Origin of the sequence: Rhodobacter sp. JA431 (genome assembly GCF_900217725.1) — a bacterium.
Taxonomy (GTDB): domain Bacteria; phylum Pseudomonadota; class Alphaproteobacteria; order Rhodobacterales; family Rhodobacteraceae; genus Rhodobacter; species Rhodobacter aestuarii.
Window position 1 is genome coordinate 1 of record NZ_OBMP01000014.1, and the last position, 22,433, is coordinate 22,433.

Annotated in this window: 14 protein-coding genes and 1 pseudogene; 8 read left to right on the forward strand and 7 right to left on the reverse strand. The window is 64.7% G+C overall.

Annotation, left to right across the window (positions count from 1 at the left end; genetic code table 11):
* The coding region (locus CRO18_RS17850) for a Shedu immune nuclease family protein (RefSeq protein WP_097083133.1) at positions 1 to 1,369 on the forward strand (1,369 nt) is incomplete at its 5' end.
* 660 nt (positions 1,370 to 2,029) lie between these two features.
* Here the strand turns inward: CRO18_RS17850 and CRO18_RS17860 are convergent.
* Entirely contained in the window at positions 2,030 to 8,839 is a 6,810-nt protein-coding gene (locus CRO18_RS17860) for a CHAT domain-containing protein (protein WP_097083135.1), read from the reverse strand.
* 31 nt (positions 8,840 to 8,870) lie between these two features.
* Positions 8,871 to 10,541, reverse strand: a complete 1,671-nt coding sequence (locus CRO18_RS17865; protein WP_097083136.1) for an alpha/beta hydrolase — start codon at positions 10,539 to 10,541, stop codon at positions 8,871 to 8,873.
* Positions 10,542 to 10,700: 159 nt separating this feature from the next.
* On the opposite strand from CRO18_RS17865, the gene CRO18_RS17870 reads away from it, so the two are divergent.
* The 4 genes and pseudogenes from CRO18_RS17870 (at position 10,701) to CRO18_RS17885 (ending at position 16,272) form a co-directional block, all read left to right on the forward strand.
* Positions 10,701 to 12,734, forward strand: a complete 2,034-nt coding sequence (locus tag CRO18_RS17870) for a mechanosensitive ion channel domain-containing protein (protein ID WP_097083137.1) — start codon at positions 10,701 to 10,703, stop codon at positions 12,732 to 12,734.
* 185 nt (positions 12,735 to 12,919) lie between these two features.
* A pseudogene (locus CRO18_RS17875) lies at positions 12,920 to 13,213 on the forward strand (transposase); the annotation flags it as partial.
* 186 nt (positions 13,214 to 13,399) lie between these two features.
* Complete coding sequence (locus tag CRO18_RS17880) at positions 13,400 to 15,421, forward strand: 4Fe-4S binding protein (protein WP_249276111.1); 2,022 nt, start codon at positions 13,400 to 13,402, stop codon at positions 15,419 to 15,421.
* Positions 15,418 to 16,272 (forward strand): FAD:protein FMN transferase, encoded by an 855-nt coding sequence (locus tag CRO18_RS17885; protein ID WP_097083139.1) that lies wholly within the window; start codon positions 15,418 to 15,420, stop codon positions 16,270 to 16,272. Before CRO18_RS17880 ends, CRO18_RS17885 begins: the two co-directional genes overlap by 4 nt.
* Positions 16,273 to 16,284: 12 nt before the next feature.
* Here CRO18_RS17885 and CRO18_RS17890 read toward each other — a convergent pair whose 3' ends face one another.
* Both CRO18_RS17890 and pedF read right to left on the reverse strand, forming a co-directional pair.
* Entirely contained in the window at positions 16,285 to 17,181 is an 897-nt protein-coding gene (locus CRO18_RS17890) for an ABC transporter substrate-binding protein (RefSeq protein WP_097083140.1), read from the reverse strand.
* Positions 17,178 to 17,867: a cytochrome c-550 PedF gene (pedF, locus tag CRO18_RS17895; protein WP_097083141.1), complete on the reverse strand. Its 690-nt coding sequence runs from the start codon at positions 17,865 to 17,867 to the stop codon at positions 17,178 to 17,180. Before pedF ends, CRO18_RS17890 begins: the two co-directional genes overlap by 4 nt.
* Before the next feature lie 189 nt (positions 17,868 to 18,056).
* On the opposite strand from pedF, the gene CRO18_RS17900 reads away from it, so the two are divergent.
* From CRO18_RS17900 to CRO18_RS17910, 3 genes are read left to right on the forward strand one after another with little or no spacing between them, the layout of a single operon-like run.
* Positions 18,057 to 19,049, forward strand: a complete 993-nt coding sequence (locus CRO18_RS17900; protein ID WP_097083142.1) for an ABC transporter substrate-binding protein — start codon at positions 18,057 to 18,059, stop codon at positions 19,047 to 19,049.
* Between the two features lie 3 nt (positions 19,050 to 19,052).
* Positions 19,053 to 19,880, forward strand: a complete 828-nt coding sequence (locus CRO18_RS17905) for an ABC transporter permease (protein WP_097083143.1) — start codon at positions 19,053 to 19,055, stop codon at positions 19,878 to 19,880.
* Positions 19,877 to 20,470, forward strand: coding sequence for an ATP-binding cassette domain-containing protein (locus tag CRO18_RS17910; protein ID WP_076483056.1), 594 nt, complete (start codon positions 19,877 to 19,879; stop codon positions 20,468 to 20,470). The genes CRO18_RS17905 and CRO18_RS17910 overlap by 4 nt, the downstream gene beginning before the upstream one ends.
* Positions 20,471 to 20,477: 7 nt before the next feature.
* Here CRO18_RS17910 and CRO18_RS17915 read toward each other — a convergent pair whose 3' ends face one another.
* Genes CRO18_RS17915 through CRO18_RS17925 form a run of 3 tightly spaced genes read right to left on the reverse strand, consistent with a single transcriptional unit; the run spans position 20,478 to position 22,430 of the window.
* Positions 20,478 to 21,266 (reverse strand): ABC transporter permease, encoded by a 789-nt coding sequence (locus CRO18_RS17915; protein WP_097083144.1) that lies wholly within the window; start codon positions 21,264 to 21,266, stop codon positions 20,478 to 20,480.
* Entirely contained in the window at positions 21,263 to 21,985 is a 723-nt protein-coding gene (locus CRO18_RS17920) for an ABC transporter ATP-binding protein (protein ID WP_249276112.1), read from the reverse strand. The genes CRO18_RS17915 and CRO18_RS17920 overlap by 4 nt, the downstream gene beginning before the upstream one ends.
* Positions 21,978 to 22,430 (reverse strand): hypothetical protein, encoded by a 453-nt coding sequence (locus CRO18_RS17925; protein ID WP_097083146.1) that lies wholly within the window; start codon positions 22,428 to 22,430, stop codon positions 21,978 to 21,980. Before CRO18_RS17925 ends, CRO18_RS17920 begins: the two co-directional genes overlap by 8 nt.
* Between the last annotated feature and the right edge of the window lie 3 nt (positions 22,431 to 22,433).

Sequence of the window (22,433 nt, forward strand, 5' to 3'; positions counted from 1 at the left end):
TGAGGGTGCACCAGAGATCACGGTGAAACCGGGCAATGTGCCGGGTAGCTGGGATGTGTATCTGAAGCCTTCAGAAGAACGCATCAAGGACGGGGGGCTTGACCCTGACACGGACAAGGTCGAACCGATCGTGCTCTATACGCTGGATGAAACCAATGAGCGGGTCCGACTTTATCCAGTTTATACGCGGCCAGAGCCGGACGGTTCGTTCACGCCCAAACACAAGAAGATCAAAGCGATTTCGTTTGATTGGTTTGACGCTGGCCCCAACCCGGATGAGACCGCCGCAGATATGGCCTTGGATTTCCAGCCTGATGGCCTGACCCGCGATCCAAACTACGGGCTTGGCATCAAGAAGGAGTATCGCTTCGTCTTGGATGCTGTGGCTGAGCACTCGGACAAGGATGTCCTGTACATCGGTGATGGCGACCCGTTGGATGATGAGTTTAAGCTGTCCCTAGACGCCTTCGATGATTTGATCACCGAGATTGACCGAATTGATCGCCGTGCTCTGGTGGCCGAAAATGAAGTGAAGGCAACTACCTCTTACAATGTGGTCGCAGAAGTCGTGGGGGCTGATGCTCGACCGTTCCGCTTGGGAAGGAACGAAATTCGTCAGCTGATTCAGAAGTATGCTGCCGATCCAGATTACCGCGATCTCGATGCTCAGACAGAATTGGTCACAGAGCTTGGGCGTTCCGCCCGCACCTTTGCCCAGCACGCACCAGAAGCCACAGAAAAACTGATTTCAGAGCTGGAATTGACCCGGCTGGAACTTGCGGTCAAAGAGTTCGAAGAACTGATGGCCACGAACCACAACGAAAACAAGTGGCAAAAATTCTTCGAGGATGATCCGTTCTTGCTATCTTTCGCCTTCGGCTATCCGGTTGTTTGCGTCAACGGGCAATCCTATGTCGGCGGTCGTCGCATCGAAGGCAAAGGTGAGAAGATCGGCGACTTTCTCTACAAGAACAGCGTCAACAACAACGCTGCTCTTATCGAGATCAAAAAGCCTCAGTCGCCTGTAGTGAAGAAGTACCGGGATGGCGTCTTTGGCCCGCATGATGAGCTGTCAGGCGGCGTGACGCAGGTTCTTGATCAGCGATATCACTTTGCCCGCAAGTTTCCATTACATCAGTCTGACAACGCTTGGCATGGGGAGAACGAAGTCGCGGACTATGAGATTGACTGCGTTCTCATCGTCGGCACGATGCCCACCGAAAAGGATCAGCGCAGGTCGTTCCAGTTGTATCGAAAGAACTCCCACGGGGTGCGGATCGTCACGTTTGATGAGGTTTTGGAGATGCTCAAAAACCTGCTGACCTACCTGCGCGAAGCCAAGCCTAGCAAGCGCCCGGAGAAGTCTTGAGGGCCTGCATGATCCAAGCTCACTATGAATTCTGGACCCGGTTGGGGAAGGCGAAAGTAACGGACCCGCTACGCGCACGAAATTTGGCGGGTTTTCTGGCGACATCCCCTTCACATGGTCCAGTCATCTGGTACAGTGCAGGCATGTACTTGGGGCGTGGTTCAAGCTAACTCACTGGTATCGTTACATCGGCAGATTGAAGTAGGATATCCCTTCGTCTCCGCCACCACCCCAAAATCGTGATATTTCCCCATAAAATCAACGTCTTATGGGGATTGCGCCGAAAGCATCAGACCAACCAATCAGACCAATTTTTTTGGTATGTCGCAAACGGGCTGTGGCCTGAGTCCTGCCGCGTTCCGCCCCTTTCCCTCTCCCCCGGCAAGGCAGCCCGGTCATCATCAGCGCCTTCCCCGGCCCCACTGACATAGGCAATCATTACGCCTTCACACCTGACGCAAAACGGCTAGCCATGAGGTTCGATCCCGTTGAGTTTGCAGGTCTCGATCAGGGACGCGATGACCGCCCAGTTTTGTGCGCCAGCATCGTGACCGGCGAAGAGCGCGTTTTTCTTATCCAGGCCAGACAGTGGCGAGCCTGAAATGAAGTAACTATTCGTATTGTGGTGGGGGTGAAAACGACATCCACAAAAATTGGCATTCAGGGTGCGCCAAACAGCGTCAATCCCGCCCAATAGCCCGGCCGTGCATGATCGCCCCCCGCCGCGATCATCGCGCGTTGCGCGGCGCTGAGCGCGGCGGCATTGCCCGCCCCCTCGAGGCGCTTGGCATAGAAGCTTTCGGCCAGTTTGCGCGTCGCCGCGTCATCGACCTGCCACAGCGTCGCAATCACCGCCCGCGCACCCGCCAGCACGAAAGCATGCGACAGCGTGCGGTATTCAAGCCCGTCCGCGCCGATGCCGCTTTCGCAGGCCGAAAGGAACACGAGCTCGGTCTCGGGCATCGCCAGCGACATGATCTGCGCCAGATCCATATGCCGATTGCCCGCCAGAAGCAGGTAGCTGTCCTTGGGCGAGGTGGGGTTCAGCTTGCCGTGGGTGGCGAGGTGGACGAACGGCGCATCGGGGGCAAGCTCTTGTAATTCCTCGTAACTTGCTTTCTCGCCCAGGCGCAGCTCGACCATCCCCTCGGCCTCAAGCAGCCCCGCCACGGTCTCGGCCTCGGCCTTGGCGGCGGGCAGCGAGCCATCGGGGTCGCCGAACACCAGCGGCGCGAAGCCAGCCGAGGGCAGCGCGCCGATCATCGTGTCAAGCGCATAAAGGCTGGGCGCCACCGCCAGATCGAAGCGCTCGACCGCATAGACCGGCCCTCGCGGGCCGATCTCGCGAATGAGCGCGGCAAAGGGCAGGTAGGAAAGCGCCCCCGCAGGCGAGACCACGAGCGATGCGCCCTCGGGGATGTCGTTCTCGATCGGGCGCAAGAGCTGGTCGTAAAGCCAGCCCAGCGCCGCCTCGGTGTCGAGCACCTCGCCCGCAGCGATCGCCCCTGCCTGCGCCGCGATAGCCAAGGCCTCGGTGGGGGTGGCGGGCGCGGCGGGAGCAGAGGGGGCCGGATCGGGCGCCAGGTCCATGTCAAAGCCGCGCATTTGCCCGCGCGCCTGACCGGCCAGCGCCTGCGCCACCTGCTGCGCGCGGGCGTCGAGCAATTTGGGATCAAGCTTTACCTCGCGCAGGGTCTCGCCCTCGCGGCTGACAAGGTTGATGTAAAGGCTCTGCCCCGCGGGCAGATATTGCGCTACCACCACGCCATCGGGCAGCTTGCGGGCAAAGCCGCGGAGATCCATCGGGTTTAGTTGCAACATGTTGAAAAGCGAAGGGTTCTCTTTTTCCAGCTTGCCAAGTAACGCCAGATCGCGTTGCTTGGCACGCAGGATTTGCCGCTCCAGATCGGCCTTGCGCGCCGCATCCTCGCCCACCGCAAGGTCGAGCTTTTCCTCCAGCGCCGAGATCGCCCGGGCGCTTTTTCGGAAATTCGCCGCCAGCTTGCCAGCCTCGCTGTCGGGCGGCAGCGCGTCGATCAGCACATCGTTCACCGCCCGCATTCGCCCCTGCTCAAACGCGGCAAAGGCAAACTCGCTTTGCGCCTGCGAGATTAGGAAGGCCTCGGGCCCGGCGCCGCGTGGGTCGTAGACCGTCACCCCGGCATCGGTGGCGATGTAGACGCGCCCCTGCGGGTCGGTTTCCAGCGCATGCACCACGCGCGCGCCATAGCTGGCATAATCCTGATCAGGCAGCATCCAGTTCAGCCGGTCGGGGTAGAACCAGGTCTCGCCCTTGCGCGCGACCACCCCGGCAGCCGAGCCGTAAAGCCACAGATCCTCGCCCAGTTGCACCCCGCGCGTGCCCAGATATAGCGCGGGATGGGCGTCGCGCAGCGCAGCATAACTGCGATCATCGGCGTTGCGGAACTCGGTCCAGCTTTCGCCCGCAAGCCGCGCGAAGCCGCGGTTGGTGCCCAAGATCGCCGATCCATCGGGTTGCGGGGTGAGCGAGGTGGCGAACCACGAACCCGCCACATCAAGCGTGCTTGGCACGAAGCGGGTGCCGTCGAATTCAAAGAGCCCGCCCTTGAGCGCCCGGTTTCGGTAGCTCAGATGGGCGTTGTTCGAGGCGACCAGAAGGATGCGCCCGTCCGGTGCCTGATAGATGCCGTGCAGGCTGTCGGACCAGACCGGGTAATCGGCGGGCCCTGCGTAAAGGCTGAATTCGGTGACTTCGCCGCCCGGCTGCCAGCGAAAGGCGCTCGCCCCGGCGACGGCCCAGATCGAGCCGTCCTGCGCCGCCAGAATATCGCGCAGCGGGCCTTGGCCGCGGTCGCCCGGCACGGTCTGGCTTGCGGCGAACAACTCTTCGGCGGCGGTGGCGCCGGGGGCGAAGCGCATCACCCGGTTGCCCGAATGGGTGATCAGCGCGCCATCGGGGGCGCGGCGCAGGATATGCGAGTCGAGCGGCGCAAAGAACTGCGCGCCGGCCGCCAAATCGTCGTGGTGGATCACCTCGAGACTGCCGCCGCCCGCGACGAAGGTGACGCCAAGCTCTGCGAAGGTCAGCAGGTCGTCGACCCGCCCCTCGGTCGCCAGCCTTGCCTGCCCGCGCACAACCGCCGCGACGCCCTCCGAGGTCAGCATCCAGAGCAGCCCGTCGCGCTCGACCGCGCGGAGAAGCCCGGTGAGGCGGTCGCGACCGGGCTCGCTGAAGGGCTCGAAGCCCGAGCGCCCCATCACCGCGCCGCCCTGATCGGTGAGCACGGTGAGCGCGATGCGGTCGGGCAGCGCGGTGAGTTCGGCCAGCCCCAGGGGCGCATCGGTGCGCGCGATGGTTTCCTGCCCAGCGACGGGGGCGAAGGCGCCGGGCGGGGCGAGGGTCGCGGCACCGGGTTCGGTTTGCGGCCAGTCGGCGCGCAAAAGCTCTTCGCCCGCGATCAGGTAAAGCGCGTTTTCGTGCGCGGGCGCGAGCGCATCGGTGACGCGGAACTCGGTGAGCGGCAGCGCGCCGCGCGGGCCGTGGAAGCTCAGCCCCGCCCGGCCCAGCGCCAGAAACCCGTCGCGCGCCGGGCGCAGCGATTCAATGGCCTCCGGGCTGCGTTCGAGTTCGCTCAGCCGCTCCAGATCCCAGATCACCAGCCCCGCACCGTTGCCAAGCGCCATGCGCGGCCCGTTCACCGCCAGCGCCGCCAGCGGGCCTTCGGGCAGCGCCGGATCGTCGGTTTTCCAGACCTGCGCGGGGGCGGTGTAATCCTGCGCCAGCATCACAAGGCCCGCGCTGGTGGCGAGCCAAAGCCTTCCCAGATCGTCCTCGGCCAGCGCCGCAATGGCGGAATGGGGGTCGAGTTTTGCGGGCTCGAGCGAGGCCGAGAAAGCCCCCGCCGCGCGGTCGAAGCCGAACCATTCCCAAAAGCCGCGCCGGAACACCGCTAGGCCGCGCTCCGAGCCCACCACCACATCGCCATTGGCGCGGATCACCAGATCCGACAGGCTCAGCCCGCGCTCGACCAGCGCGCGCGGGAACACCTCGGTGCGCGGGTAGGAGCGCCAGAAGCCCGGGTTGGTGAGCGCCGAGGCGCGCAGCCAGCCCGCCTCCGACAAGAGCCGCAAACCGCCCTGCGCCAGTTCGGCGCCAAAGCGGGCTTGCGCGCCCACCGCCTCGGGGGAAAGGGGCGCAACGGCCATGGCCCAATCGCGCATCTCTTCCCATTCGGACCAGCGATCTTCGGGCAGACCCTCGGGGCGGATCAGGGCCGCCAGCGTGCGCCAGCGCGACACCGCCTCGAGCCCCAGCACCTGCAAGGCGGCGGCGTCCTCGGGCGTGACGTCCCCGTCCTCTTCCTCGGCGTAGCGGGCGGAAAAATAGATGTTGGAAAGCAGGCTTTCGGCGCGCTGGGCATGGGCGGGCAGATCGGCCAGCCGCGCAAGCAGCATCTGCGCCAGTTCCATTTCCAGCCGCCGATAGGCGACCATCGAGACGCTCTCGTCCTCGTTCGCCTCCTCGAGGCGTGTTTGCATCGCGCTCAGCTCGGGGTCATCGACCTGAAGTCCAGAGAAATCGCCGCGCTGGATGTCGCGCAGATTGCCCAGAACCTCCTGAAAGCCGCTGAAGGCGCGCAGCACTGCCGCAGTGATGGCCTGACCGCCCTCCGAGCCATCGGGCGCCTGCGCCTGCGTGTCGGCAATATCGCCCGCCGCGTCATAGCTAACCAGCAACCGCCCCATCCCTTCGACCTCGATCCGCGTCGGCTTGTCGGCCGCATTATAGTCGAAACTGAGCGCCGGGTTGCCCTTCGATTCCATGCGGATGATCGGTGAAACGGGGCTTTCGGGGTCGCGCGGGGCGTAGATCAGCCGGGTCTCGACGCGGTCGCCCAGAAACATCCGCTCGACATTACCCTCGGCGTTATAGTCGATTCCGCCCTCGACCCGCCCGACCTTGAACCGCGTCAGCCGCCCGATCACGGGGTGATATTCGGCCTCCCATTCGGTGCCGTCGGGCTGGATCATCGAGACCCGCATCGCGCTCAGATCAAGCTGGCGGATGGTCGGCTGCGGCTTGCGGGTATCGGCGCGGGCGCTTTCGAACCACGAGATGTAAAGGTCTGATTCCGAAACAGAAACGCCCTTGTCATATTGCTCGGCATAGTGCCGCTTGTAGGCGCCGAGCGTCTTGTAGGCATGGTCGGTTTCGACCTTCACCGCGGCTTCCGGGTCCCAGCGTTTGGCGCGTTCAAGGTAAGCCAAAGCCACCACCGGCGAGCCGCCCCATTTGTTGTGCCGATGCGCGAAGCCGCTCAAGCGTTTGGCATCGCGCGGGCGGCGCTCGACATAGGCGTGATGCGCGACAAAGGCCAGCGCGCCGCCGCCAAGGTTCTCCTGCACATCGCCCTTGTAAAGATTGCCGACCGCGCCTTCGTCATCGGGGTGGGTGCGCTGGTTTTCCAGCGCGGCAAGGGTCAGCGCCTGCGACGGGCCGAGCCGGCCAAGCAGGAAATAGCGCAATTGCCAGAAGCGGTCCTCGCCCAGACCCAGCGCGCGGGCGCGGTCGAGGTCGGCCAGCGCCTGTTCTATCCGCGCGGGCTCGAACATCCGCCCCGCATAGACCGCATCGTCCACCTGCCCGGCGCGCTCCTCGAGCAGGGCCGCCAGTTCGGGCGCCTCCGCCCCCGCCGCCTCGAGCCGCGCCAGCCCGGCATCGAGGAGGCCAATCACGCCCTGCCAATCCTCGGGCGCGGCCTTGGCGAGCGCTTTCGCCCCCCGCACCTCGGGGAAAGCCGCAAGCGGCGCGGCGGCGCGGGCGCGCGCCCAGATCGAGAGGTCTTGCTTCGTGGCGCGGCCAAGCTGCGCCCAGGCCTCGGCAATATCGGGGTAGCGCGCCACCACCGCTTCGAGCAGATCGGCAGCCTCGGCCATCCGGTCCGCCTTGGCGGCGTAATCGACAAGCCGGGCAAGGCGCCAGTCCGAGAAAGGATCGCGCAGAACCGCATCGCGGATGGTCTCGAAGGCTTCCTCGGCGCGGTCCTGTTGCGACAGGTCATAGGCGAAATTGCCGTGCAGCCAGACGGCGTGGGGCAGCACGGCGCGCGCTTGAACCAGCAGCGCATCAAGCCCGGCCCGGTCGCCCTGCGCGGCCAGAATTTTGCGCGCGGTGTTGAAGGCCGCGTCGCTGGGCAACCCGCCCGCGGCACGGTGCGCTTTGAAGGCTTCGAGGGCATCTTGCAGGCGGCCGTCAGCGTCGAGCGCCTGCATCAGCGCGGCTACGGCGGCGCTGTCGCGCGGGTCTTGCGCCACGGCCTTGGTCAGCAGCGGCACAGCCTCGCCGGGAAAGCCTTCGCCGGTCAGCATCTCGCCAAAGGACACCAAAAGCGGGCGCAGGTCGGGGGCGGCGTCAAGCGCCGCCAGCCCCGCCGTGCGCGCTTCGCCCAATGCGCCCGCCTTGTCGAAACCGCCGAGCGCGATCAGCCCGGCCCAGGCGGGCTGAACGGGTTCGGGCTGGCTGGCGCGCGCCGCCGCCTCGGCGGTTTGGCGGGCTTCCTCGAACCGCCCCAGCGCCGCAAGTGCGCGCGCGACGCGCGCGGTCGCATCGCGGAATGGATAGGCGGCCTCCTCGCGCCGATAGGCTTCAAGCGCCGCCTCGTGGCGCCAGAAACTCCCCTGTTGCGCGCCAAGGCGGCGCAGGGCGTTGGGGTCGTTCGGCGCGGCGGCAAGCCAGAGCGCGGAGAGGTCGCGCATTTCGGCGGCGGTGGTGTCGGGGCGGGCCAGAAGTGCGCGGATCAGAGCGCCGCCGGGGGCCCGGTCCACCTGCGGATGCGCGGCGAGCCAGTTGATCACCGGCGCGGGCTCCTTGATGAAGGTGCCGCCCAAAAGGAAGGCGGCGCCGAAATCGGCGGGGAAGGTCTCGACCAGCCGCTCGGCGACCGCCAGACATTCGGCGCGCAGGCCAAAGCCGCAGGCGGCATAGGCGATCTCGTAATCGGCCCAGTAATCGGCGCGGGGCCTTGCCAGCGTCGCCTCGGCGAGCCCCGCCAGTAGATCGTCGCGCCCCATCTGCACCGCTTGGAACGCCTGCGCGGCAAGGGTCAGTGTCTGGTCAAGGTCTTCAGGCGGGCGGGGCAGGGTGGCGGGCCCCAGAGCGCCTTTCGCCCATTGCGCCCAGGCCCAGACATGGCTTGCTGACGGGTGGGGTGCGGCGCTGCGCAGATCGGCCTCGGTCGCGCCGATCAACCCGTCGAGATCGCCCGCCGCCCGAAGCGCGATCCAGACCGCGATGCGGGGATCATCTTCCTTTGCCACCGCGCCCTGAAACGCCGCGGCCAGATCGGTGATCGGCATGGGTGCATAGACGCCCTCGGCGCTCACCGCCCCGGTCGGGTCGGGGGCGAAGGGGGATTGTGGTGTCTGGGCGGCCAGCGAGAGCGGCACAAGGCACAGCGCGGCGAGAAGGGCGGGGAGGAGGCGCGACATCGGTGGACTTTCGGCACAAGGGTGGGGAGGGCTATTGCGGCAGCGAGGTTTGCACCACCGCCATCACGCCTTGCCAGAATTCGACCTGATCGCCCGGCGCGACATCAAGCCGGCGCTGTGCCTCCGCCAGTGCTTGCACGCCGTAAATCCGCAGCAGATCGCCCGCCGCGCGTACCGCCTCGACCCGGCAGCCATCGGGCTCGACCTCCCAAAGCCGCCCCTGCGTGGCCGCGCGCGGCGCCACCGAGCAACGCTCTTCCGCGCTCCAGCCCAGCCGCACCAGCCCCAGAATATCGCCCAGAATCTGCGGCGCATCGCCGAAATAGCTGTGGCCCAGACTGTCGGCCTCGATCCGCGAGGCATCGACCGTGTCGAGCCCGTCGATCGTCACCACCTGATCATTGGCATCGCCCAGCCGCGCGCCGCCATTCACCTGCCGCGACACTTTCAGCGCCAGATCGTGTTTCGAGGCGTAAAGCGTCACGCCGTCGACATGATTGCGCAGCACCGGAAAGCGCGCCAGAAACTCGGCGCGATCGACATCGGGGGCGGCCAGAACAAGCTGTCCAAGGTGTCGGTCGGGGTGGCGCAGCAGGAAGGTTTCCAGCGCCTCGAGTGTGTAGCGATTGCCCATCGAATGCGCGATCACATGCAGCTTGCCGCTGCCGCGGGTGGCGATTTCGAAGAATTCCTCCATCGCCGGGCGGGTCGAGACCACGCCATTGGCATCGGACAGATAGCCGTAAAGCGAGCCCTTTGAGGGCCAGCTGTAATACATCGTCTGGCCCGGAAATTCGAGGTCATAGCTCAGTTGCGCGGCGCGTAGCGCGCCGTCGTGAAACGACACGTTGTAGCCATGCACGAACAAAAGCCGGTCCTCGGAGCCGCAGCAGCCTGCGGCGAAAGCTTCGCGCCCCATCTGCGCGATTTCGGCCAGCACCACATGTTCGTTCGGGTCGAGATGGTCGGTGAACACCCAGCCGCCGGGGCGCTCGATCATCCCGGCCAGATGGTTCGGCGGAATCGTCACGACCAGCTTGCCCACCGAAAGATCGCCGCGCTCGCTGCCGTAGGCCTGCGCCGGATCGGGGTTGCCGGTCGCGGCCCGGTTGGTGCCATACCAGACCGTGACCGCATCGGGCTTGCCCTCGGCGCGTAGGCTTTTCGCTGCGGGCCTGGCTGATTCGAGCAGCACCGCGCGCATCGCCTCGAGTTGCGGCAGGATCTGCGGCATCAGCGCCTCGACCTGCGGGCGCAGCGCCTCGAGCCGCATCAGCAGCGCTGGGTTTTCCGGCCCGAGCCGCTTTTCGAGCGTGTCGTAAGCCGCAAGCCGGGCCCTCAGCGCCGCCCGCGGATCGCCCAACTTGTCCTGCGCCGCGGCGGTTAGATCGAAGCTTTCGGTGCGGCGCGGGTCGATGGCGGCGAGGCGGGAAGCCAGCGGGGCCAAGAACGTCAGCGCGCGGGCCGGTTCGCCAGCCGCAAGTGCGGCGCGGGCGAAGATCAGCCGCAGGTTGTCGTCGTCTTGCGTGGCAAGGATGGTTTCGGCCAAATCGAGCGCCGCTTTCGGATCAGTGTCGATCAGTGTCTCGAACCGCGCCACCTGTTCGAGGCTCGCGACCGAGGGTGCCTCTTGCCCCAGAGCGGGCGTCAAGGCGGCGATTTGCAAAGCAAAAACGGCACAAGCAATGCTGAGAACGCGCATCGAGGTCTCTCCTTCCTGTCGTTCCGGCCGTGACCGGCCCGAGGCTGCCCGGCCCGCACCTGCAGCGGCCTGCCCCCATCCAAACCGTCTTGTTCGCCTGTGTAAACCTGCGTTAGCATCCAAAACGTGACAAAAAACCGCATTTTTGGGGGGCTGCACATGAGATGGGCATATCTGTGGGGTCTCGCGGGCCTGCTCCCCCTGCGCGCTTTCGCCGAATCACCCGAGGCGCCGGGCATTGCCGCCAAGGGCTTCGTTCAGGGCGCGCTGGCGGTGGTCGAGGTGCTGGCGCAAAGCTCAAGCCGCGCGGCGCTGCAACTGGCCGCGCTGGGCGCCGATCTGCCCGACTTTCCCGCCACTCTGGTCGCCTTCTTCGCCCGCCTTGGAGAGACCGGCTTCAGCCTTGGCGCGCTGGTGGCGCGGGTGGTGTTGTGGCTGGCGGTGGGGGCGCTGGCGGAGCTTGGCTTTCGCGCCATGCTGGCGAAGTTCCGCAAAGCCGCCGGAGAGGGCGGGCGGGGCCTGTGGCTTTTGGGCAATCTGGCGGCGATGGCGGTCTTCGCGGTGGTCGGCGGCTGGCCCTTGCTGATGAGCGTGCAGGCCAATTCCGGGGCGCAAAGTTTCGTCGTAAGTTACATGCTGGCGCTGGTGATGGTGCGGGTGTTCGCGCTGCTCGCCCGGCTCGTGCTGGCGCCCTGGCGCCCCGCGCTGCGCCTTGCCGCGCTGAGCGACCCCGAGGCGCGCCGGCTTTACCGCCACCTCGTCACCATCGCCGGGGCGGCAGTGTTTTTCCTTGTCACCACCAAGCTTTTGCGCGCGGGTGGGCTGTCGCTTTCGGCCACGCTCACTTTCGCGCTGATCACCCGCACGCTGGTCGCAGTCGCCGTCATAGCGGCGATCTTCGCGCATCGCGCGCCCATTGCCCGCATCCTGTCGCGCGACCGCAAGGGGCGCCGCCGCGCGGCGGGCTGGCAGGGGCTGGCGGGCATCTGGCACTTGCTCGCGACCAGCTATGTCGCACTCTCTTGGGGCATGAGTTCGATGCTGCTGCTGCTGGGCCGGTTCGAGGCCAACACGCTCGCCGTCGCCAGCCTGATCCTGATTGTGGCGCTTGTCACCTTGTGCCTGATGCTTGACGATTGGGCCGCGCGCGCCGATGCCGCCACGCCCGCCACAACCCTCGCCGCCGTCGCCGGCCAGCGTTCGCCGCCCAGCTTCGCGCAATTCTTCTCGCGGCTGGGCCGGGCACTTGCCACCGTCGGCACGCTCACCCTTCTGGTGCGGCTCTGGAGCGGGCCCTGGGACATCTGGCGCAACCCGCTGGCCGAGGCTCTGGGCCCGGCGCTGACGCAACTGATGCTGACGCTGCTGATCGCCTATGTGCTGTGGCAGGTGGTGGCGATCGGCTCCGAACGGATGCTCTGCGCCGCCGCCCCCGGCGCGAGCGCGCGACAGACCCGCGTTGCCACCTTCCTGCCGCTCATCCGCAACACCACCTTCGTCGCCATCGCGCTCACTGCCACGATGATCGGGCTATCCGCGATTGGCGTCGATGTGCTGCCGCTTCTGGCCGGCGCCGGGGTGGTCGGCATCGCGCTTGGCATGGGCGGGCAGGCGCTGGTGAAAGACATCGTCTCGGGGATTTTCTTTCTGCTCGACGATGCATTCCGGGTTGGCGAATATGTCGACACAGGGCTTGCCGAGGGAACGATCGAGCGCGCTGGCATCCGCTCGCTGGCGATCCGCCACCCGCTTGGCGCGCTGCACACCGTGCCCTTCGGCGAAATTCGCACCATCGCCAATCATTCGCGCGACTGGATCTCGCTACGCCTCGATTTCCGCTTGCCCTTCGACACCGACCTGGCGCTCTTGCAAGCCGAATTCGAGCAACTGGCCGAGGTGCTGGCGGCGGACCCGCAATTGGGGCCGCTGTTCGTTGGGCGGCTGGACTTTGGCGGCGTGGTGATGATCGACGAAGGCGCGATGATCGTGCGCACCAGCTACAAATGCCTGCCGGGCGAACAATACCGGCTGCGCCGGATCGTTTATGACGCAGTACAAAAGATGTTTCAGGACAAGGGTATATCCGTCGCCGTGCGCGAGGTTCGGGTGCGCGGCGAGGGCGCGGCGGAGCACGGCCCTGCGACCTCCGCAGGCAGCGTCGCCGCGCTCGGGAGCGGGCAGGAGATGCGATGATAGAGAGGCGGGCAAGGTGGGCCGGGCTCCAGAGCGGCTTCTGGGTGTCGGACAGGGGGCATGTTTGCGGCACAATTCGGCGGTTGGCAAACCTGCCTTCTGCTTTTCGATCATCCCGATAATCTGCGCTTCGGTGACCGTGGCCCCAGTGGGGCCGCGTAAGCCCGCAGAACCAGAAGGCGTTCATCTTGCGGCAAGGCGAAGAGGGGATGCCTGTTGCCGGGATTTGTCGCAAAGCTGGGATTAGTCAGGCGACCTGCTTCAACTGGAAGAAAAAATACGGCGGGCTGCTGCCCGACGAGATGCGGTGTTTGAAGTTGCTCGAAGACGAGGTCGTCCTTGATCGCGAGGGTTGGCGCCACAACATCAAGAAAACCTACAGTGTTTACAGGGCTATGGGTATGCAGTTGCGGAACATGATACCGAAGCGGCGCGTTAAGGGCAAACTGCGAGAAGATCGCGCTGAAGCCCTCGGGCCGAAACTTCTTCTTTGCGATCATGCTCTCCGCAACCATCCTGTTCTGGCTATGATCAAGAACGAGTTCTGAGCCCATCCCCCGTGGCTTTTGTCTGCGCGAAGGCATTCCCCCAACACCAAGGTCTTATATCCAAACCCTTATGCGTCGGATCAGACTGTGCCGATGTGGCGCGTTTTGATTTTTTGGATGTTTCTGGCCGGACCGCTTTTTGCGGCCCCGCTTACGCGCGAGGCGCTCGCGCCGATGGTCTTGGCCCCTTATGAACTCGGCGATCCGGTCAACGACAGGGGCGTTTGGGCGCTTTTGAATTCGGGGGGCGGTGAGGCGGGGTATGTTTTTGAAACCGAACCTTTGGCCCCTTTGCCCGGCTTTTCCGGCGCACCGATCAACATGCTGGTGCTGCTCGACCGTGAGGGGCGGTTTTTGGATGTGCGGTTGCTGTCCCAAAACGAGCCGATCTTTGTGTCGGGTCTGGGCGAGGCGCCGTTTCGGGCGTTTTTGGAGCAATATCGCGGTCATTCCATCAATGAACCGTTGGTCGTGGGCACGCCCTATGGCGCGGGCGGCACGGCGTCGGACAATGTCTATCTGGATGGGGTGACGAAGGCGACGGCCTCGGTCCGGATCGCGCATGAATCGATTTTGGCGGCCACTTTGGCGGTGGCGCGCGAAAAGATGCAAGGCGTGGGGGCGGGGCCTGCGCCAAAGCCTGACCCGAGCTATAACGAGCCGATCACGTGGCAAGAGATGGTCGATCAAGGACTGGTGGCGCGGCTCACGGTCTCTTTCGCCGATCTTGATGCGGCTTTTGCGGGCACGAAATGGGCCGATGATGGCGCAGCGGCGGGGGAGGGGGCTTATATCGACCTGTACGCGCTGGATCTTGGCCCGCCATCGCTTGCCCGTGCCACGCTTGCGCCTGACACTTTGGCCGAGGTGGCAGGTTTCACCGCCCGCGCCCCCGATGATGAGCTTTACCTCCTGATTGAGGCGGGCGAACATGGGTTGGTGTCAGAGGATTTCGTGCGCAACACCGCGCCGGATCGGATGACCGCGAGCCAAGACGGGCTGCCGCTCGCGCTGCGCGATGCCGATATTTTGCCCGAGCTTTCTAGCGACCTGCCCGAAGACCTGCACGACGCCACCAAGATGATCTTGCGGCTGGATCGCCGTCTGGGCTTTGACCCGACCCGGCCTTGGGAGATCAGTCTGCAAGCGGTGCGGCTGCATGGCATGTTCCAGCCAGAGGCGGGCTCGGCCCATTTCCCAGTGCAGATGCAAACGCCTGAGCGGTTCTTTTTGCGCCCCACAGCGCCCGAGCGGCTCAGCCCGTTTGAGGAAGCTCTGCGCAACCGCGCCAATGATCTTTGGGCGCTGGGCGGGTTTCTCACTCTGCTTTTTGCAGCGCTCTTCGCGCAATCCCGCTTGGCTGGGCTGCGCGCCTTTACCCCGGTGCGGCTGGCCATTCTGGCCGTGGTCACCGGCTTCATTGGCTTTTGGGGGCAGGGGCAGTTGTCTGTTGTCACGCTTATGGCGGTGGCGCGGGGGCTGGTGTCCGGCGGGCTGGAGGTGCTGCTTTATGACCCGTTTGGGTTGATGATCTGGGCCGCGGCGGGTCTTGGGTTCCTGCTTTGGGGGCGTGGGCTTTTTTGCGGCTGGCTCTGCCCCTTTGGGGCGTTGCAGGAATTTGCCCATCATTTGGGGCGGCTTTTACGCCTGCCGCAGATCGAGCCGCCGCAAAGCCTTGCCCGCGCGCTTTTGTGGACCGGGCCGCTCGCGCTTACCGCGATGATTTCCACCGCCTTCTTTGCGCCCGAACAGGCAGAGACGGTGGCGGAGCTTGAGCCGTTCAAAACCGCGATCACTATGCAGTTTGACCGCCCGCTGGCTCACGTGCTTTGGGCGGGGGGCTGGATTGCGGTTTCGATGGTTTGGTTCAAGGGCTTTTGCCGCTCGCTCTGCCCGCTTGGGGCGGCGATGCGGCTGGGGGGGCTTTTGCGCCTGCGTCGCTGGATCCCGCGCCGCACCGAATGCGGATCACCGTGCCAACTTTGCCGCGTGCGCTGCGCCTATGGCGCGATCAAATCCACGGGCGAAATCCGCTATTCTGAGTGCTTCCAATGCCTTGATTGCGTCTCTATCCATGATGATGCCAACCGCTGCGTGCCGCTGGTGGTGGCTGCCAAACGCGCGCGGAGGGCCTCATGAAACGACGCCGTTTTTTACAAATTGTGGCCGGGGCGGTGCTGGCGGGCGGGGCGGCACAGGCCAGCACATGGCAAGGCCGCGCCTTCGGGGCGGATTTGCAGATCACCGCTTCGGGGGATTTGCCGCTAGAGGCGATCAAGGCAGAGATCGCGGCGATCGAGGCCACCTTTTCCCTTTATGCCGAAAGCGAGTTGACCCGGCTCAATGCCCGTGGGGTTGTGCCCGGCTCGGCGCGTCTGCGCGAAGTTTTGGCCGTGGCGCGGCGGGTGCATGACCGCACGCGCGGTGCCTTTGACCCGACCGTGCAGCCGCTGTGGCGCGCTTTGGTTGAGGGCGGCAATGAGCGTTTGGCCCGCGCGGCGATTGGCTTTCATCGGCTGCGGGTGGGGCATGAGATCCGGCTTGCCCGAGGGCAGGCGCTGACGCTCAATGGGATCGCTCAGGGCCATGCCGCCGATGCGATTGCGCGGCTGTGTGAGGATGCGGGCCTTGGACCTTGCTTGATTGATATGGGCGAATTGCGCGCTTTGGGTGGGCCGTTTCGTATCGGGCTCGAGGATCCAACCGCCGGACAAATCGCGCAGCGCAGCCTCAGTTCTGGCGCGGTGGCGACCTCATCGCCCGGTGCGATTTGGCTTGCGGGGGGCAGCCATATTCTTGGCCCGCATGGGCAGGTGCCGCGCTGGTCCACCGTCTCTGTCGAGGGGGCCACAGCCACGCTCTGCGATGCGGCCTCCACCGCCTTTGTGCTGATGGAACGGCAAGACATTCTGCCCGCCGCGCGGCGGCTGGGCCTGCGCGCGGTGATGCTGGTGGATTTTGACGGCAATCTGGAACGGCTGACGCTTTAGCCTCGCGTAGGGCTACCGCAGGGGCACGCGGAAATCCGCGCCATAATCGGCGAAAATCGCTTCAATACGGCCATCTTCAAGCGCGGCGGCAATTGAATCATCCACCGCATAGGCCAAGGGCCGATGCTGGAAGGAAATCGCCACGCCCAAGGTCCAACTGTTGCGGGCGAGGCCCAAAAGCGGCGGCTCATGCACCGCTTCGCCATCTTGCAGGGCCGCATCAATCTCGGCGCGCGGCCCCATCACGGCCATCACCTCGCCTGCGCTCAAGCCCGCCATCGCCGCCGCCGTGGTGGGGTAGCGGTGCACCTTATCGGCGGTCGCCCCATGCGCCACCGAGGTCAGGTAAAAATCGGAGATGGAGTCGTTTTCAACCCCCACCGGATCATACCGAAAGACCGGGGGCGTTGGTCCCTTTTCGGGGTAATCTGCGGGCTTGTAAGCAATCGCCAGCCGCTCGGTCGCATATTGGCCGGTAAAGACCACCTGATCAAAGCGACAGGCGTAATCCACATCATAAGGGGCGTGCAGCATCACATCGGAGACATGTCCGCCCACAACCGCGCCGCGATAGACATAGTTCAAAAGATCCGCGTCCAGCGTTTCACTGGGCGTGACCAGCCGGATGCGAGCCGTTACCCCCAAATCTTCGGCAATCAGCCGCGCGATTTCGACATCGATCCCGCGCGGCTTGCCGCCTTCGGCCCAAGACCAAGGGGCGAAGTTTTCATACATCGCGAATTCGATCCAACCCTCGTCGCGGATGCGGTCCAAATCGCGCCCAAGGTCGCGCTGGGGGGTGTTTTGCAACCGTTGTTCGGGGGAGATCCCCTCGCAAGCTGCCTGCGCGGCGAACGGGAAAACCGCCAGCGCCAGCACAGCCAGAAGGGATCGCCCCCGCCCACTCATTGTGCCGCCGAAAGGCCAAGGGTCAGCAATTCCGCCGCATGTTTGAAGCTGGCGGGGTCATCGGTGAGCGCCTCCGCCGCACGGCTTACCGCGCTATCGGCGATTGGGGCCCCCGAGAAGGTTTTGACCTCTCCCGCCACCTGCAAAAGCTCCTCACGGATCGCCGCCGCATCGCCTTTGCCTGCCATCAGATCATCGCGGATCACATGCAGCCGCGCGGCATGGCTTTCAAGCGCATCATCTTCAGGCCGGGTCTCGATATAGGTGCGGATCGCCCAACCCGCCTTTTGCCCCAAAATCTCGCCAAAGGCGGGCATTTTGGTGGTGCCATCTTGGGTGTAGCCGTGCTGGAACCGCTCGGCGAACCATTCATCGCCATATTCCTCGGCTTCCAAAAAGCGCAGATCGGGGGCCAAACCGCCCGAGACTGCACCCAGCCCATGGCAACGCGCACAGTTTTGGTTGAAACCGGAATCGCCAATCCGCACGGCGGCGCGCCAAACCTCTTCCCCTGCGGCCTCGGCGCGATAGGGGTTTTCGGTCAGCCATTCCTCGCCGACATCGGGCAGCGCGTCGGTGTTGATCGGCTGCGGGGCCACATCGCCATGCGCGATCACCTGCACAGGTGCCAGAACGCCGGCTAGGATGAGCGCCGCAAGGGTGCGGCGGGTCCGGGTGTCAAGCATCTCTCTCTCCCTCTCGATCGGTGCTGCCAAGCAATTAACGGGACCGGGCGCGGTCGCTCCATTCGACCTTGGTAGCGTTTGGCCCGATCCTGCCCGAGCGGGGCCCCTGCGCGTATTGTCCAATGGTCTAATAGGAAGGCGGGCGCCGGGGCGGGTAGCGTGATCCCAACGCATGAGGGAGGAGAGACCATGCTCAGATTTACGCGCCGTGGCGCGCTGGCCCTCGGGCTTGCCGCCGTGCTGACGACCCAAACCCCTGTTCTGACCCCGGCCTTGGCCGATGATCTGCCGGTTCTCAAGGTCGCCACGCTGCAAGGCGGCACGGTCAGTTGGGAACTGGATACCATCGCCCATTACGGGCTCGACGCGGCCAATGGCTTTCACCTTGAAGTGCTGCCACTTGCGGGCAAATCCGCCTCAGAGGTCGCGCTTTTGGGCGGGGAGGCCGATGCGATTGTGACCGATTGGTTTTGGGTCGCGCGCCAGCGCGCCGAGGGGCGGGATTACACGTTCATCCCCTATTCGCGCGCGGTGGGCGGGCTTTTGGTCAAGCCGCAATCGGGGATCATGGATCTGGAAGATCTCGCGGGCAAAAAGATCGGCATTGCAGGTGGGCCGCTTGATAAAAGCTGGCTGATCCTGCGCGCCTATGCGCAGCAAGAATTCGGCATGGATTTGGCGGCTCAAACCGAGCAAGTCTTTGGTGCGCCGCCGCTTATTATGGAAGCGGCGCTTTCGGGAGAGGTCGATGCCGCGATCAACTTCTGGCATTTTGGCGCGAAAATGCAGGCCCGCGGGATGGAATCTTTGGTCACCACAGGCGAAGCCGCGCAGGCGCTGGGGCTTGACCCGGAAACCCCGCTTTTAGGCTATGTTCTGTCTGAAAAACTGATGGCCGAAAAGCCCGAGGCGGTGGCTGGGCTGCGCGTGGCCTCCCGCGCGGCGAAGGAAATGCTCGCAACCGATGACGACGCTTTCGCCCGGCTGCGCGATGTCATGCGGGTGAAGTCGGATGCGCAATATGTGGCGCTTGTGGCGGGATTCCGCGAGGGTATTCCGGCGCAAGCTCCGGTGGATGAAGCCGCCGCCGATAAAATGCTCAAGCTCATGGCGGGCTTGGGCGGAGAAGAGCTTTTGGGCCCGGTCAAAGACTTGCCGCCCGGCACGTTCTTGACCAACTGAGCCATGATCGCCTTGGCGCGCAAACGGCACATTCCGAGCGGGGGGCGCAGCGCGCTGCCCGCTCACGCCATTTCTGCGCCCGATTGGCGCACTGTGGGGCGGACCGTCGTGTCCATCCTTGCGGCGCTTTTCTTATGGGCGGGGCTGGCTTTCGTGCTGGATGACCCGGCCCATGCACCCGGGCCGCAACAGGTGCTGCCCGAACTTTTCGAGGGGCTCGCCTCGGGCAAAATGCTGCCCGATTTGGGCGCAACGCTTTGGCGCGTGGGGCTTTCTTTCGCCTTGGCAATGGGTATTGGCGCGGCTTTGGGCATTTTGCTTGGGCTCTCGCGCCGCGCCAATGCCTGGTTCGATCCTTGGCTGACGATTTGGAACAATATCCCGGCACTGGTGCTGATTGTGCTGTGCTACCTTTGGATCGGGCTGAATGAAACGGCGGCTGTGATGGCTGTCGCGCTTAACAAAGTGCCGCTCGTTGCGGTGATGCTGCGTGAAGGCGTGCGAGCGCGTGACCCGGCGCTTTCTGAAATGGCGCGGGTCTTTGGCATGGGCTTTGTTGCGCGCCACCGCCACATCCTTATTCCACAACTGATGCCGCATATCTTGGCCGCCGCGCGCGCCGGGTTGGCGCTGATTTGGAAGGTCGTGTTGGTGGTCGAGTTCCTCGGCCGCTCCAACGGGATCGGCTTTCGGATTCACCTGAATTTCCAGATGTTTGACATTGCGGGGGTGCTGGCTTGGGCGTCGGCCTTTGTGCTGGTGATGCTGGCGATTGAATGGCTGGTGCTTGCGCCGCTCACCGCCCATGCAGCCCGCTGGAGACGCGAATGATCGCCCTTGATCTGACAGAAAAACGCTTCGGCCCCACGCAGGTTTTGGGCGCGCTGCGCCTAGAGGTCGCGCGTGGTGAAGTGCTGGGGATCGAAGGGCCCTCGGGCACCGGCAAATCCACGCTTTTGCGGATTTTGGCGGGGGTGGACACGCGTTTTGAGGGCAAGATGCAAGCGCCGAGCCGCCGCGCAATGGTGTTTCAAGAACCGGTGTTGATGCCGTGGCGGCGGGTGATCGACAATCTTACCATTCCCACGGGGGCCAGCGAAGACGAGGCCGAGCATTGGCTGTGCCGGGTTGGCCTTTCGGGCTATGGCGCGCATTGGCCGGGGCAATTGTCGCTGGGCCAAGCGCGCCGAGTGGGCCTTGCGCGCGCCTTTGCCTCGCGACCTGAGTTGTTGATTTTGGATGAGCCCTTCGTCTCGCTTGATGCCGAGCGGGTGGATGATCTGTTGGAACTGACCGCGCGGCTGATTTCGGAAACCCAGCCCGCCGTGGTGCTGGCCTCGCATGCGGTGCGGGAGTTAGATCGGCTCGCCACGCGGCGCGCGGTTTTGGCCGGGCGCCCGGCGCGGCTCACCGCGCTTTAATCGGGCTTTAGTCGCGCTTCGGGGGGCGTGTGCGGGCCGGTTCAAATCCCCAAAGCGCCAGCGCAAAAAACACCACCGTCGCCCCCGCCACCACCGCCAGCGAAAGCGGCTCAAGCTGGCGGTAAAGCGCGAAACGGATCAGTTCGACCGCATGGGTGAAAGGGTTGAGCTTGCACAGCATCGCCAACACTGGCGAGGATTCTTGCATCTTCCAGATCGGGTAGAGCGCGGAAGACAGGAAGAACATCGGGAAGATGACGAAATTCATCACCCCCGCGAAGTTTTCCAACTGTCGAATACGGGCCGAAAGAAAGAGCCCCAAGGCCCCAAGCATCAGGCCAGAGAGCACCACTGCGGGCAGGGCGGTGATATAGCCTAAGGGCGGCAGGTGGATGCCATAGACGTAAGCAATGCCCAAGAACGCCGCGACCTGCAGAAGCCCCACCAGCGCCCCGGCTACCAGTTTTGCCCCGAGCAAAAACCAACGCGGCCACGGCGCGGTGAGCATCAGTCGCATCGTGCCGCTTTCGCGGTCATTGACGAGGCTCAGCGAGCTTTGCATCGCCGAAAACAGCAAGATCATGCCGCACAGCCCCGGCGCGATATAGGTCTCGTAGGTGATATAGGTGCGATAGGGCGGGATGATGGACAGCCCCAGCGCCGCGCGAAACCCCGCCGCAAAAACGACAAGCCAGACCAGCGGGCGAACCAATGCTGCAAAGAACCGCTCGCGCTGGGTCAAAAACCGCGCCAACTCGCGCGCCATAATCGCGCCCGCCGCGCGCAGCGCGCTCATGCCGCGGCTCCGGTGCGGGCCAAAAACCAATCCGCAAGCGGGACCTCTCCCCGCAAGGGACCAATGGCCCCCGTGGCCGCGACCGTGCCCCGGTGCAACAGAACCATCTCGTCACTGTCGCGCAATTCATCGACCAGATGCGTGGCCCAAAGCACGGTGATCCCGGTTGCGGTCAGATCATGCACATGCGCGGTGATCGCCGCACGGGCGGGCGCATCCAGCCCCACGGTGGGCTCGTCGAGCAGCAAAAGCTTCGGGCGGTGGAGCAGCGCGCGGGCAATCTCCATCCGCCGCCGATGCCCGCCATTGAGCTTGCCGACCTTTTCCCCCGCGCGTTCTGCCATGCCCAGTCGGGTGAGCGCTTCTGCAATCCGGTCCTCGGTCTCGCGCCGATTAAGCCCTTGCAGAGCCGCGAAATAGCGCAGGTTTGCGGCCACGGTCCGGTCTAGGTCATGGGTGGGCTGCTGGAACACCACGCCAATCCCCGCCAGCGCCTTGCGCGGCGCGCGCCCCATATCCACGCCCGCCACCGTCACCACACCGGGGCGCGGACGAATAAGCCCCGTCAGCACCGCCATCAGCGTGGATTTGCCCGCGCCATTGGGGCCAAGAAGCGCGCAAAACCGCCCCGCGGGCAGGGTGAATCCCACCTCAGCAAGCGCAAGCTTCGCGCCCCAGCGGTGGCTGAGCCCCGCCACGCCAAGCGCAGGCTCATTCAATGGTGATCGCCAGTCGCTGGCTTTCGCCGGTTGAGCCGGGGATGGAAAGCGCATAGCTGCCCGGTTTTACCGCGATGAAGGTGATTTTCATCGTGCCGGGATCGTCAAATTCAAGCGAATGGAGCCCGGTGGGGCGCACTTCCAACCCCTCAATCACCACCTCATCGACCCAGATCGCATGGAAAAAATCCGCCCCCGCAAGGCCAATTTCCCCCGAGCCATCTGAGGTGATTTCGACCGAGTAATACCCGCCCGAGCGCAGTTCCCACGGCCCGCCCAAAGGCTCGCCCACCGAAAGCATCACCTCGGGCAGTTTTGTCCGGTTTGGTGCGGCCATCAGTCCGGCAAGGGGGCGGGCGATCTCATCATCATCGTCGTCCGTTTCGGCAAAAACGGGGGTGGTGGCGAGCCCGGCCAACAGCAGGCAAGAAAGCAAAAAACGCATCGT

What these genes read in the sequence shown, in the direction of transcription:
- CRO18_RS17910 (WP_076483056.1), top strand. Translation starts at nt 19,877, where the DNA reads ATGATCGCCCTTGATCTGACAGAAAAACGCTTCGGCCCCACGCAGGTT.
- CRO18_RS17890 (WP_097083140.1), bottom strand. Translation starts at nt 17,181, where the DNA reads ATGAGTGGGCGGGGGCGATCCCTTCTGGCTGTGCTGGCGCTGGCGGTT.
- CRO18_RS17900 (WP_097083142.1), top strand. Translation starts at nt 18,057, where the DNA reads ATGCTCAGATTTACGCGCCGTGGCGCGCTGGCCCTCGGGCTTGCCGCC.
- CRO18_RS17860 (WP_097083135.1), bottom strand. Translation starts at nt 8,839, where the DNA reads ATGTCGCGCCTCCTCCCCGCCCTTCTCGCCGCGCTGTGCCTTGTGCCG.
- CRO18_RS17865 (WP_097083136.1), bottom strand. Translation starts at nt 10,541, where the DNA reads ATGCGCGTTCTCAGCATTGCTTGTGCCGTTTTTGCTTTGCAAATCGCC.
- CRO18_RS17880 (WP_249276111.1), top strand. Translation starts at nt 13,400, where the DNA reads ATGTTTCTGGCCGGACCGCTTTTTGCGGCCCCGCTTACGCGCGAGGCG.
- CRO18_RS17885 (WP_097083139.1), top strand. Translation starts at nt 15,418, where the DNA reads ATGAAACGACGCCGTTTTTTACAAATTGTGGCCGGGGCGGTGCTGGCG.
- pedF (WP_097083141.1), bottom strand. Translation starts at nt 17,867, where the DNA reads ATGCTTGACACCCGGACCCGCCGCACCCTTGCGGCGCTCATCCTAGCC.
- CRO18_RS17925 (WP_097083146.1), bottom strand. Translation starts at nt 22,430, where the DNA reads ATGCGTTTTTTGCTTTCTTGCCTGCTGTTGGCCGGGCTCGCCACCACC.
- CRO18_RS17870 (WP_097083137.1), top strand. Translation starts at nt 10,701, where the DNA reads ATGAGATGGGCATATCTGTGGGGTCTCGCGGGCCTGCTCCCCCTGCGC.
- CRO18_RS17915 (WP_097083144.1), bottom strand. Translation starts at nt 21,266, where the DNA reads ATGAGCGCGCTGCGCGCGGCGGGCGCGATTATGGCGCGCGAGTTGGCG.
- CRO18_RS17905 (WP_097083143.1), top strand. Translation starts at nt 19,053, where the DNA reads ATGATCGCCTTGGCGCGCAAACGGCACATTCCGAGCGGGGGGCGCAGC.